Annotated in this window: 15 protein-coding genes; all 15 read left to right on the top strand. The window is 27.4% G+C overall.

Annotation, left to right across the window (positions count from 1 at the left end):
- On the top strand, positions 1-957 hold a 957-nt coding region (locus tag L8X33_RS08220; RefSeq protein ID WP_263660008.1), incomplete at its 5' end, for a bacteriophage T4 gp5 trimerisation domain-containing protein.
- A gap of 70 nt (positions 958-1,027) precedes the next feature.
- Positions 1,028-1,906, top strand: a complete 879-nt coding sequence (locus L8X33_RS08225) for an ankyrin repeat domain-containing protein (RefSeq protein ID WP_263670440.1) — start codon at positions 1,028-1,030, stop codon at positions 1,904-1,906.
- A 10-nt stretch (positions 1,907-1,916) separates the two neighbouring features.
- Complete coding sequence (locus L8X33_RS08230; RefSeq protein WP_263670441.1) at positions 1,917-2,210, top strand: hypothetical protein; 294 nt, start codon at positions 1,917-1,919, stop codon at positions 2,208-2,210.
- A 28-nt stretch (positions 2,211-2,238) separates the two neighbouring features.
- Complete coding sequence (locus L8X33_RS08235; RefSeq protein WP_263670443.1) at positions 2,239-3,117, top strand: ankyrin repeat domain-containing protein; 879 nt, start codon at positions 2,239-2,241, stop codon at positions 3,115-3,117.
- 27 nt (positions 3,118-3,144) lie between these two features.
- A complete protein-coding gene (locus L8X33_RS08240; RefSeq protein WP_263670444.1) occupies positions 3,145-4,707 on the top strand; it encodes a putative toxin in 1,563 nt (520 codons plus the stop codon).
- Positions 4,708-4,737: 30 nt separating this feature from the next.
- Positions 4,738-5,805 carry an AAA family ATPase gene (locus tag L8X33_RS08245; RefSeq protein ID WP_263670446.1) on the top strand — a complete coding sequence of 356 codons (1,068 nt, stop codon included), beginning with the start codon at positions 4,738-4,740 and terminating at the stop codon, positions 5,803-5,805.
- The gene (locus L8X33_RS08250) at positions 5,805-6,488 is read left to right on the top strand and encodes a DUF4276 family protein (protein WP_263660865.1); all 684 of its coding nucleotides are present in this window, start codon (positions 5,805-5,807) and stop codon (positions 6,486-6,488) included. Before L8X33_RS08245 ends, L8X33_RS08250 begins: the two co-directional genes overlap by 1 nt.
- Positions 6,485-7,735: a hypothetical protein gene (locus L8X33_RS08255; RefSeq protein ID WP_263670448.1), complete on the top strand. Its 1,251-nt coding sequence runs from the start codon at positions 6,485-6,487 to the stop codon at positions 7,733-7,735. The genes L8X33_RS08250 and L8X33_RS08255 overlap by 4 nt, the downstream gene beginning before the upstream one ends.
- Complete coding sequence (locus tag L8X33_RS08260) at positions 7,728-8,759, top strand: hypothetical protein (protein ID WP_263670449.1); 1,032 nt, start codon at positions 7,728-7,730, stop codon at positions 8,757-8,759. Before L8X33_RS08255 ends, L8X33_RS08260 begins: the two co-directional genes overlap by 8 nt.
- Positions 8,760-8,762: 3 nt before the next feature.
- Positions 8,763-9,407, top strand: a complete 645-nt coding sequence (locus L8X33_RS08265; RefSeq protein WP_263670450.1) for a DUF1911 domain-containing protein — start codon at positions 8,763-8,765, stop codon at positions 9,405-9,407.
- 33 nt (positions 9,408-9,440) lie between these two features.
- Positions 9,441-10,217, top strand: a complete 777-nt coding sequence (locus tag L8X33_RS08270; RefSeq protein ID WP_263670451.1) for an AHH domain-containing protein — start codon at positions 9,441-9,443, stop codon at positions 10,215-10,217.
- On the top strand, positions 10,217-10,783 hold the full coding sequence (locus L8X33_RS08275) for an imm11 family protein (protein ID WP_263670452.1): 567 nt from the start codon (positions 10,217-10,219) through the stop codon (positions 10,781-10,783). Before L8X33_RS08270 ends, L8X33_RS08275 begins: the two co-directional genes overlap by 1 nt.
- 120 nt (positions 10,784-10,903) lie before the next feature.
- Positions 10,904-11,338 (top strand): hypothetical protein, encoded by a 435-nt coding sequence (locus L8X33_RS08280; protein ID WP_263670453.1) that lies wholly within the window; start codon positions 10,904-10,906, stop codon positions 11,336-11,338.
- 146 nt (positions 11,339-11,484) lie between these two features.
- Positions 11,485-11,835: a hypothetical protein gene (locus L8X33_RS08285; RefSeq protein ID WP_261545372.1), complete on the top strand. Its 351-nt coding sequence runs from the start codon at positions 11,485-11,487 to the stop codon at positions 11,833-11,835.
- Positions 11,832-12,463: hypothetical protein (locus L8X33_RS08290; protein WP_263670454.1), on the top strand; the 632-nt coding region annotated here is incomplete at its 3' end. The genes L8X33_RS08285 and L8X33_RS08290, both read left to right, overlap by 4 nt.

Below are 12,463 nucleotides of genomic sequence, written 5' to 3' on the forward strand. Positions count from 1 at the left end.
ACTATGCCACAATATAACTACCCAAGATACAAAAGAGAAATCGCTGGACAAACACTAAATTATCTAAGTGCTATACCTATGTATAATAAAGGCTTAGATGAACTTAAACTACAAGAAAATACAGAATATAATCTAAATTATAAAAATGAACATTATCTAACTATCTCTAATTCTACTATAGGAAAAGATAATACCGATGCAAAAGCAAGAAATGAAATCACTTTAAAAAATGATATAGACAAGGAAGAATTTTACATTTTAGCACAAAAAGATTATAAAGAAGAAATAGGCAATAACTATGAGCAAACTATAAAAAATAACAAAACCTCAGAAGTAGGAGCTTTATATACCGAATTTATTACTTTAGGACATATGCAAAATATCATAGGTTTTAAAAATGTCAATGTAGGTGCGCAGTATCTAGAAAATACCCTGCTTTCTAAAGATACTAATGTGGGTTTAAGTAATACTTTGAATGTAGGAATTAGTAATGAAGTCAATATCGGACAAAATCATGAAGAAAAAATAGGAAATGATAAAAGAGTAATCATCAACAATAACCTAGAGCAAGATATCAAAAATGATTTTATCCAAAGAATAGGACATAATAAAAATGAAACCATAAAAGGTTCTTATGTGCTTCAAACCAATCAAAGTATAAAATTTCACTCCAAAAAAGATCTAAGCATAGAAACAAATGAGTATTTCAAAGCTGAAGCTGATGATTCTATTAGTTTTAAAGCTAAAAATAATTGTTCCTTTACGGCTGATGAAATAAATACTTTAGCTAATAAAGAAAGCACTTTAATAGCACAAAAACGAATCATCTCTCAAGTAGGTGAAAATACCACCATCACACAAACAAAAGATAAGATTATACTTCAAGTAGGAAAAATGCAAGTAATTATAGATGATAAAGGTTTAAGGGTAAAAGGAGGTGATTTGAGAGCAGATTAAAAGCAATTTTTTTAAATTAAAACTAAAATCACAAAGAAACCCAATTTATAAAAAAACTAAAGGAAAAACAATGAAAACATTAGAAGAAATATTATCTTTAGAAGAAGATGTAGATAAATATGTAAAAAACTTATGTTTAGAATTTTATGATCTTGTAGAGGCTAACAAACTTGAAGAAGTTAAAGAATTTTTAAAAGATTATCCTGTGCCTGAAATATTTTTTGAAAAATGCTATACACCTTATTGGGATAGTGAAAACAAAAGAGCTATTATCGATCCTGTTATCGCTTTAGCTTGTGCAGGAATTGCTTATGATAAAAGTAAAAGTTTTGAAATGATGGAGTATTTTGAAAATTTAGGACTTAAAGCCAATGAAGTGTGCTTTGGATACAATGCACTTAGTAGGTATATTGATAGAGATGGAAAAAATAAAGAAGTAATAGAGTATTTTTTTAAAAAAGGATGCACATTTGAAACTTATAATGAAGAAAGCGGCAGCACTCCTTTACATGAATGGATATTATGCGGCGAAGAAGTGAAGTATTTAGAAGAAGCTTTAAAACTAGGAGCAAATCCTAATATGAGAGCCATTAAAACAGAAAGTGAATTTAGCTTTACTAATACAGGAGAAACCCTTTTGCATAGAGCTGCAGAATCTGATGAGAAACCTATAGGAGCTTGTGTGGAAGTGCTAATCAAATATGGAGCTGATGTAAATGCGGCTAATTGTGGTATAAGTGATATTGAAGATGGAAAAATTGAATATTATGATCCTGCTACTCCATTGGATAGAGCTAATACTTGCGATATAAATAAAAACATAAAAATCTTAAAAAAAGCAGGAGCTAAGACTTGGGAGGAATTGGTTGAAGAATACAATATCGATACAAGCTTAGAAGAACCAGAACAAATTAAAATGTATGAAGAAAGAAGAAAGGATAAAAATTAAAGGAAAAACAATGGATTTTAATACCGATATTTTAGAAAGCTTAGATGATTTCAAAGCATTTTTAGACACAAAACCTAATAAAGAACTCCTAGAAGCAGTAAAAAATCATATAGATGATTTTATGGAAGGTGCATATAATAATTTAGATCCAGAAAACTACGAAGTTGCTTTTGAAGAAGATACTGGCATACCTTATGATGAAGTAAGTGAAGATGAATTTAAGGATTGGTTTATTAAAAATGTGCTTTATCATGATGATTTAAGTGAGATTTATAAAATACTAAAATCACTTGTTAAAGATTAAAACTCATTTTACAAAGAAAGGAAAAACAATGAAAACATTAGAAGAATTAATAAATTTTGAAGAAAATTCTTCAGAAGAATATTTAGAAGAATTATGTTTAGAATTTTATGATCTTGTAGAGGCTAACAAACTTGAAGAAGTTAAAGAATTTTTAAAAGATTATCCTGTGCCTGAAATATTTTTTGAAAAATGCTATACACCTTATTGGGATAGTGAAAATAAAAGAGCTATTATAGATACTGCTATCACTTTAGCTTGTGCAGGACTTGCTTATGATAAAAGTAAAAGTTTTGAAATGATGGAGTATTTTGAAAATTTAGGACTTAAAGCTGATGAAGTGTGCTTTGGATTTAATGCACTTAGTAGGTATATTGATAGAGATGGAAAAAATAAAGAAGTAATAGAATATTTTTTAAAAAAAGGATGCACATTTGAAACTTATAATGAAGAAAGCGGCGATACTCCTTTGCATGTTTGGATATTGTTTAATCATGCAAATTATTTAGAAGAAGCTTTAAAATTAGGAGCAAATCCTAATATGAGAAGTATTAAAACAGAAAATGAATTTAGTTTTAGCGATGCAGGAGAAACCCTTTTACATGGGGCAGCAGGAAGCGAAGAAAAACCTATAGGAGCTTGTGTGGAAGTGCTAATCAAATATGGAGCTGATGTGAATGCGGCTAATTGTGGTATAAGTGATATTGAAGATGGAAAAATTGAATATTATGATCCTGCTACCCCATTAGATAGAGCTAATACTTGCGATATAAATAAAAACATAAAAATCTTAAAAAAAGCAGGAGCTAAGACTTGGGAAGAATTGGTTAAAGAATATGATATAGATACAAGCTTAGAAGAACCAGAACAAATTAAAATGTATGAAGAAAGAAGAAAGAAGAAAAATTAAGATAAAAAAACAAAAAAGGATTTTTCATTGGAATTTAATGATGTGAAATTTAAAATCAAAGAATTTGAAAGTGTAGATATCATCAGTGGTTATTCTCTTGCCTTTTATTTACCTAAAGAAGAGCATATGATAGGAGAAGAAAACAAGAAGAAAAAGCAAAAAACAAAAAAAGATGAATATCGCATCAATAAAAGCAAATCTTTAGAATATATACAAACAATCAATAAAGAAAAAGAAGAAGAAATTGAAAAACTTAAACTTCAAAGCAATGAAAAAATCAATGAAGAATTTGATAAATTAAAAGATGGTGCTTTGCCTGCTAAAGGATATAAAAGAAAAGATTATGAATACGATGTATTTTATGATATTTATACAAGTGATGATAATATAAAAAATCATATAAGATCATTTTCAATAGATAATGGCGTGGCAACAGTAACAAAGGATTTCTTGAAAGAATTTTATGAAAAATCTTTCAAGAATGAATCTGGTTATAAATGGTGTCTTATACCTAGACTAATCTGTGATAAAGGAGAATCTAGTTTTGATCCTGTGCCTATTTTAAATAGCAGCTTTGTCATTTCAGAATTAAGCAATATCAAACAAAAAACCCTTACTTTTCAAAGAAAAATAGCCAATGTGGAACATCCAAGTCATTTTGCTTTACAAAGTCCTAAGGAATTTAAAAGTATGCTTGAAAATGAGCAAAGCTTTGCTTCTTATGGTGGTAAAGAAAAACAAATAAAAGATCTTTTAAAAACCGCACAACATAAGCTTGAAACCATTAAAAAAGCAGATGGAATTTCTAAAAAAACTAAGGAAGCTTTAGAGAAAAAGCAAAGAAAAGAAGTTAAAAAATGCAAAGAATTAAAAAATAATAAGAAAAAAATTTCACCTAAACTCATAGGAGATACGGGAGAATATGTTGCTTCTTTGCTTTTTGAGAAAAGATCTACACGCTATTTAAGCAATCAAAGAAAACTAGATGCTAATTTTAACATTCATAGTTTTAATCATACCATACCTGATTTTTTAGTAAATATTAATGGTATTCCTAGTTTAGTCGAAGTTAAAAATGTCCAAGTTCAAAGTCTAACAGAACAAATAAGTTTTGAGTTAAAACTCGCTAGAGAATATGAGCTTGATTACATCTTTGTGTGTAATCATTATACACATTTAACAGAAAATGTAACAGGAAGTGTATTGACTCGTGAAGAACATGAAAAACTAGCACTCGATGGAAAAAAAGTAGGTGAGTTTAATAAAGAAACAAAAAGATTGAAAAAAACAAAGGTGGTAGAAATCCTAAATGAAAAGGATAAAGACAAGCAAAATTGGTCTGAAGTATCAAATATTCAAACTTCTCGTTTGAGAATTTTTTCAGAAAAAGGTGGAGATTGTGATGCAAGAAGTGGCTTTATCTACCATAGGCATTTACATAGAAGCATAAAAACTGCTTTTAAAGAAATATATCTACATCATATAAAAGGAGCAACACCTAATAAAATAGTAATAAAAAGATTAAATTTAAATAATGCAGAAGAATTAGAAGAAGTTTTTAATGAAAATAAAAACCTTCAAAAAAGTTAAAGAGGTTTTGTGAAAATCAAAAGGATATAAATGCTAAATAACATAACAATCAAAGGCTATAAATCTATAAAAGATTTATCCGAATTTGAACTTAAAAATTTAAATATCTTAATCGGTGCAAATGGTGCAGGTAAAAGTAATTTTATCTCGGTATTTAAAATGCTTAATGCATTGTTTAATAAAAATTTGCAATTTTATACACAAGATAAAGGACCTGATAGTTTTTTGTATTTTGGTAGAAAAGAAACCGAAAAATTGCATTTTGACTTTGTTTTTAACCCAAATAGATATAAAGTAAATATCGTAGCCACGCAAGAAAACAAAATGCTTATACAAAAAGAAAGAATTTATTTTGGTCCTCACGAATACATTATAGGAGAGAATGTATACGAAAGTAATATTTCTGAAGCAAAAGAATATTCTAGATCCAAAGCAGTTGCTGATTATACTATAAGCGAAATTAAAAAATGGAAGCTTTATCATTTTCATGATACTGGAGATACATCTAAAATGAAAAGTATATGTGATGCAAATGATAATCTTATTTTCAAAGAAGATGCACAAAATATAGCAGCTTATCTTAAAATGCTCCATGATAACTACAACAAACATTATGAACAAATTTTAACTACTATACAAGATATTGCTCCTTTTTTTGGGGGATTTATTTTTAGAAATAGTGATAATATACAATTAGAATGGCATCATAAAAACGATCCTGATACTCCTTTTAAAGCACATATGCTTTCTGATGGAACTTTAAGGTTTATATGCTTAGCTACTTTATTGCTTCAGCCTTTTGAGCTAATGTCAGGAACAATTATTATCGATGAGCCTGAATTAGGACTACATCCTTATGCGTTAAAAATTTTAAGCGAGATCATTAAAAGAGTAGCTCAAGAAAAACAACTCATTATTTCTTCTCAATCTGTAGAACTGATAAATCATTTTGAAGCACAAGATATTATAGTTGTAGATAAAGAAGGTGATCAATCTATTTTTACAAGAATGGACAATGAAAAACTACAAACTTGGCTTGAAGAATACACACTTGGAGAAATTTGGGCTAGTAATCTTATAGGTGGGAGACCAAAATAATGTCAGATATTATAAGATGCTATGTAATTTGCGAAGGACAAAGTGAAGAAAAATTTATCAATGAAACTTTAAGTCCGTATTTTCACAATGTCAAAATTTATCTCACTCCACTTACAATACCTACATCTAAAGGACACAAAGGCGGTGCGCTTTCGTATGATAGAGTGGTTGATTTTATTGTTAAAAAATTAAAACAAGATACACAAGCTTTCATGACAACTATGTTTGATTATTATGGATTAGATGATGAATTTTTAAAAGAAAATAAAGCTGATACTGATATATATGAATATATTGAAAAAATACAAAAAGATTTTGATGAAGCAATTAAACAAAAATGCGATACAAATAAATTTTTTAGCTATATACAACCACATGAATTTGAAAGTTTGCTTTTTAGTGATATTACAAAAATCATTGAAGCAGACGCTGAATGGGATGAAAAACTCATTTGCGAATTAGAATGTATTATCGAAAAATACAATAATCCAGAATTCATCAACAATAGCAAGGAAACAAGTCCGTCACACAGGCTAAAAAAGATTTTTTCTTCTCCTAGCTATAAAAAAGTTTTGCATGGTAGCAAGATCGCAAAAGAAATTGGTATAGACAACATAAGATTAAAATGTCAACACTTTAACAAATGGTGTGAAAAAATTGATGCTTTGAAAGCTTTTAAATGAAACAAACATTAAGTGCCAATCAGGTTAGCTTTCATCTTTTATCTAAAAAAACTTTTAGTGATGAAAAATACCTTGACGCTTGGAGTTTAAAAGGTAATCGTTTAAATGCCAAAGATTGGTTTGAATTTAAAAAAGCCAATGAAAATAATTTTTATAATAAACATTTAGAAAATACATTAAAAGCTATGCAAGAACTTAAAGCTTGTTTTAGTATTGATCAATTTGAGGGTATAAATCTACACAGTGAGGATGAATGGTTAAATTTTTTACCTTCAAATTATACTCAAATTTATAATCGTTTATGTAGGGATAAAAGCAAATACATTTTACATCGATACTATCAAAAGGATGAATTAAGTGAAATAGGAACTCTTAAAAACCTCTCCCCTAATTTACCTTTTTGGGATGAAAAAGGAGAAAATTTTTCTCAAAGCCAAATCAATACTTTTATAGAAAAAGATAATTTAGCACCCTACTTTAATAAATATGATATTTATTTTAATTCTTCATTATGCCTTACTTTTAATCTTAATGATGAAAATTTAAATTATCTAGTAAAAAATTATGAAGATAGACTTAATTATGGCTTTATCTCAAAAACTCAAGAACAACTTCAAAAAGAGTTAAATTTAAGCAAAGAAGACAAAATCATCTTAGAACTTGAAAATATTTTTTTAAGTCTTTGTAAAGGCATAAGTGCTGATTATGCCTTTATGGATTTTTCTTATTTTTTTGCAGGGTATGATTATATATTAAATTCTAAAAATAATACTTTAAAATCTTACCCTATTAGTTATAATGATTTAATTTGCAAAAGAAGCTTTAAAGAGCATATAGAAGAATATGCAAATAATTATTTTTTAAATTATTATTCTAAAGAACTTTTAAATGAACTTGAAAATCAAAACTTAAATAACAATAGAATAAATCATTATCTTAAAAACTATAATAAAATTCCAAAAAACACAGAAGAAGAAAACATACAAGGTATGCTTTCTAAGCAAAAAAATGTAAATATCAACTTTGTAAATTTTATAGATTATAAAGACTATGTTTATAATAACAAAGATGATTTTTGGAATTTCTCATTAGAAAAAAACTCTATACTTTGGCAAAAATTTCTAAGCAAGGATACCATAAAACCTTTTCCTTCAAATTTTGATTGTTCTTTAGAAGAAAAACTTCTTTATGCTAAAGATGAGCAATTAGAAAGCATACTTCAAACCCACAAGGCTTTTTATGGCTAAAAAAAGAAAAATAACTCTTCCTAGAATAGAAGCTATGAATATAAGTCCTGATACTTCTTGTTTGCATCCTATATTAGAAGATAATACTTTATTGTGTATACATGGAGGTAAGGTTAAGTTAAAAGCAAAGAATGCTAAAAGAATAAAATCAGACAATGTTCCTATTATGCTTAATAACGAAATACAAGGAGCTAGTATAAGTGGATGTGTAAATCCACCTATGCTAGGAGGACCTTGTACTAAAGTAGCTTTAGTATTTGCTCATACTTATTCAAATCATAAAGTAAATCATAAACATTCTGTATTACAAATGGGTTTAATAGGGGTAAGTAATAAAGGTTATCCTATATTAGCTATACCTAAGAAAAATAAGATTAAATTTGCTTTAGCTAAAATACAAGCTAATCCTCTTGCTAAGATTAAATGGGACAAGATAAGATGGGAAGGGATAGGAGGTAAGCTAAAAGCAGCACAAAGAAGAAAACAAGTAAATAAACAACAAGTATTTTTAAAAGAAGTTCAAGCACAACAAAAAGAAGCTAAAAAAGTTTTAGCAAATATGGAAAAAAAGATACAAAAATTAAATGGCATTGATAAATTAAGCAATAAACAAAAAGGAAATTATGGCGAAGCTAAAATGCATTTGCATTATTTAAATCAAGGCTATAAAAGAATTAGCTTAAACAAAGTTCAAGGACTTGATGATAAAATTCATCAAGGAATTGATGGAATTTATTATAACCCCAATAAAAATCCAAAATATATCATCGCAGAAGCTAAGTTTGGAACAAGCAAGTTAAATAGAAATCAAAAAACCAAACAGATGAGTAATAGTTGGATATTAGAAGAGGACAAAAATAGACTTGGTGTTGCAGATGAAGAACATAGAGAAAAGATAAAAGAACTTCTTGAAAAAAATAGCAATGAAATCAGAAAAGATTTATTTCATGTTGATGAAGGAGGCAAAGAAACCATTCATTATTTAGATAAAGATGCAAATAAAATTAAAAAACCTAAAGGATAGAAAATGGTAAGAGATACTAAGAAAGATGAAGCGTATTTTACAAAACATATAATAAAGTGTGAAGAAGATATCAAAAAATCCGAAAAAATATTTTTAGAACTTCCTTTTGGAGATAGACAAACTTGTATTTTTTGTATAGAAGATAGAAAAAAATGTATTGCTTTAGATAAATACTCTCGTGGTGATGATATAAACATAGTTAAAAAAGATTTAGAAGCACTTATGCTATTAAAAGAAAAAAATCGTTTAGAAACAGGATTGGATATTGGCTATTACAGGGGAAATGCTATTGAACTTTGCGTTAGAGTATTATTAGATATGGATACTACTTGTTTGCTAGAATTAATAGAAGAAGATGAGAGAAAAAGAAGGGATATACTCAATAGAGATTGGTTTTTACATTTTATAGGTTCTAAGGGTAAGAATTTAAATTTAGAACGCAAATGTGTTTGCAAAGAACATGAACTGATTAAAGAATTTATAGCCACACAAGATATTGAGTTTTTACATAAATATATGAAAAAACATACAAGGTTAAGGGATCCTTTAGATACCTGGGATCTTGAAGGTGCTGCAATTGTAAAACTAATGAATTTGGATAAAGAAGAATTTAAACAGTATAAATACTTTCCTTATGATTTAATATAATCTTAGTGGGTTTAAAAACCCACAAGGCTTTTTATGGCTAAAAAAAGAAAAATAACTCTTCCTAGAATAGAAGCTATGAATATAAGTCCTGATACTTCTTGTTTGCATCCTATATTAGAAGATAATACTTTATTGTGTATACATGGAGGTAAGGTTAATTTAAAAGCAAAGAATGCTAAAAGAATAAAATCAGACAATGTTCCTATTATGCTTAATAACGAAATACAAGGAGCTAGTATAAGTGGATGTGTAAATCCACCTATGCTAGGAGGACCTTGTACTAAAGTAGCTTTAGTATTTGCTCATACTTATTCAAATCATAAAGTAAATCATAAACATTCTGTATTACAAATGGGTTTAATAGGGGTAAGTAATAAAGGTTATCCTATATTAGCTATACCTAAGAAAAATAAGATTAAATTTGCTTTAGCTAAAATACAAGCTAATCCTCTTGCTAAGATTAAATGGGACAAGATAAGATGGGAAGGGATAGGAGATGATAACAAACAATCACCAATTCAAACCCATCATATTGCTACTGATAAGAATAAAAAATTTACTAAAGAATTTCGAAAAATAACAAAAAAATATAACTTGGAATTGGATGGAGATTGGAACAAAGTTAAAATGCCACATCGCGGAAGACATCCTAATGAATACCATGAATATATTCTTGAAAAAATGAGTAAAATTGATAAAATAGCAAGAGGAGATAAGAATAAATTTTTAAAAGAATTTGAAAAACTAAAAGAAGAAGTCAAAAATAATCCTGCTTTACTTAATAAAGAATACTATAAGGAGAGAAAATAATGAGATATTATAAAATGATGTATAACTATAATCATAACGATGTGGATAATTGGCACTCTTGTGATCTTGTAGATATAAAAAATAACGATGAATATACACTTTTAGAATCCAAGCCTATTATAAATTGGCAAACACCTAGTTTTGAAATAGACAAAGATGATGGTAAAATACTGACTGATCTTATACACAATGACTGTGGTTGGCGTATAGTCTCTCCTAAATTTATAAATTTAATGCAAGATTTAATCAAAGATTGTGTGCAATATTTAGATGTAGAAATTAAAAGTCAGGAAATAAATTATTATGATTGTAAAATTATGCATGTAACAAAATCACTTGAGGCTTTAGATTATGAACATTCTGTATATACTTATATGGGTGATAATAATGAATATCTAAGTATTACTAAGGCTGTTTTAAAAAAATCAAAACTTGATGGAAGTCATATATTTAGAATTAAAGATGATGAAATACCTGTTTTTGTATCAAGTGAATTTAGAAAAATAGTGAGAGAAAACAATTTATTAGGTTTTAGTTTTAGTGAAGTTATGGTATATGAAAATTAATCATATGAAAATATTGCAATTATAAACTATATAATTTATTAGGTTTTATCAAACAAATACCATAATAAAGGATAGAAAATGACAAGATAACAAGCAGAACTAATTATAGAAGAAGAAAAGTTGATTGATACAACTTGGTATCCTTCTTATAAACATTTAGGGGAATATCATCTTACTATGTGGTTTAATCCTAACAATAATAAATATGAAACTTTCTATGTTGGAGAAAGGGGGAGTGTTAGTCTTAACTATTCTTTTGATAGTGAAAAAGAAGCTATTGATAAAATGTTGCAAGAAAATTATTGGCATAAATATCATGATATCAAGGACATTAAAGAATATCTAACAAAAGAAGTAGCACTAAGAATCATCAAAGAAGAAAATCTAGAAGTGATTTGGTATGATGAAGCACCTAAACCAACACGAGCAGGTATTAAACACGATAAACAAAGAGATAAATATATTTCTTTTATCACTAATGCTAAAGCAGAAATTATAGAATACAGAAGTATTGAGTTTGATGGGATAGATACAGTGAAACTTTTGAAAGAATAATTAACGATGAATTTCTAGCCCTTTATGCTCTTATCAATCGTGCCAGAATGATTAAACAAAATAAGATTAGCTTTATATAAATACTTTCCTTATGATTTAATATAAAAATTTTTAGTTATAATGCTATTTTAACACAAGGATATTTTATGGAAGATTTAAACTTTTTACAAAAACGTTGGGAAGAAGCTTATGAAGCTATGCCTAAACTTTATGAAATACCAAATGGAACAATAGTAAATTTTACCCTTAGTGAAGATACAGATACTATTTTATTTAAAGAACCTTGGGAAAATTTCAAACTAGATAATGAAGATGAAGAAGTAGAATGGAGGCTAAGTTTTTTCAGCATTAGCGAAGATAAGCCTTTAGGATATTTAGAGTATAAAGAAGCTTTAGAAAAATTACAAGAATTTTCTTTAATACAATCAGAAGAAAGGGTTTTGATTAGAGCCATGAGTTTGGAAGAGCTTAAAAAATTAGGATTACACGAGCTATGATACTTCCTCAACCTATATTTTTAAACAAACTTATACAATTTTTATCTAGTGAAAATTTAAATCTAAATAATTTTAAAAAAGATATAGAAAACATAATCTCTAAAAAAGACTTACAATTTTTACTAGATTTAAATACAAAAATTATGGGTATTGCTAAAATAATTATTCAAGATAAAAAAGAAGTTAATATACTACTACCACAATCTAATAAAGAGCATAAATTACAATATACACCTACAAAATTAGAAATTAAAAAAGATTTTGAAATTAAACTTGATAGCTTGGAAAATTGTAGCAACAAACAATTATTAGATATCATTAAACAAGAATATCCAAATAATATAGTAAAAGAACTAACTATTAATCTATCAAAAGAAAAAATAAAAATACTTTTCATTGTCAATGAAATACCAAAATTTTTAAAATCTATATACAAAGAATGTGATTTTAAAGATTACGGCTTAATGAACTATATCGAATTTGATAAAATTTTTAATCTTAAAATAGAAGATTTTAGATATTTTACACTTATTACACCCTTTGGGGCAAAAAAAATACAATTGTATTGGATAAATGAATATGAAAATCTTCAAGAAACACTCAATTGTATTTCAATCCCAATACCCCA

Origin of the sequence: Campylobacter sp. CNRCH_2014_2849, from assembly GCF_025772845.1 — a bacterium.
GTDB lineage: Bacteria > Campylobacterota > Campylobacteria > Campylobacterales > Campylobacteraceae > Campylobacter_D > Campylobacter_D lari_D.

What these genes read in the sequence shown, in the direction of transcription:
- L8X33_RS08225 (WP_263670440.1), top strand. Translation starts at nt 1,028, where the DNA reads ATGAAAACATTAGAAGAAATATTATCTTTAGAAGAAGATGTAGATAAA.
- L8X33_RS08230 (WP_263670441.1), top strand. Translation starts at nt 1,917, where the DNA reads ATGGATTTTAATACCGATATTTTAGAAAGCTTAGATGATTTCAAAGCA.
- L8X33_RS08235 (WP_263670443.1), top strand. Translation starts at nt 2,239, where the DNA reads ATGAAAACATTAGAAGAATTAATAAATTTTGAAGAAAATTCTTCAGAA.
- L8X33_RS08245 (WP_263670446.1), top strand. Translation starts at nt 4,738, where the DNA reads ATGCTAAATAACATAACAATCAAAGGCTATAAATCTATAAAAGATTTA.
- L8X33_RS08250 (WP_263660865.1), top strand. Translation starts at nt 5,805, where the DNA reads ATGTCAGATATTATAAGATGCTATGTAATTTGCGAAGGACAAAGTGAA.
- L8X33_RS08255 (WP_263670448.1), top strand. Translation starts at nt 6,485, where the DNA reads ATGAAACAAACATTAAGTGCCAATCAGGTTAGCTTTCATCTTTTATCT.
- L8X33_RS08260 (WP_263670449.1), top strand. Translation starts at nt 7,728, where the DNA reads ATGGCTAAAAAAAGAAAAATAACTCTTCCTAGAATAGAAGCTATGAAT.
- L8X33_RS08265 (WP_263670450.1), top strand. Translation starts at nt 8,763, where the DNA reads ATGGTAAGAGATACTAAGAAAGATGAAGCGTATTTTACAAAACATATA.
- L8X33_RS08270 (WP_263670451.1), top strand. Translation starts at nt 9,441, where the DNA reads ATGGCTAAAAAAAGAAAAATAACTCTTCCTAGAATAGAAGCTATGAAT.
- L8X33_RS08275 (WP_263670452.1), top strand. Translation starts at nt 10,217, where the DNA reads ATGAGATATTATAAAATGATGTATAACTATAATCATAACGATGTGGAT.
- L8X33_RS08285 (WP_261545372.1), top strand. Translation starts at nt 11,485, where the DNA reads ATGGAAGATTTAAACTTTTTACAAAAACGTTGGGAAGAAGCTTATGAA.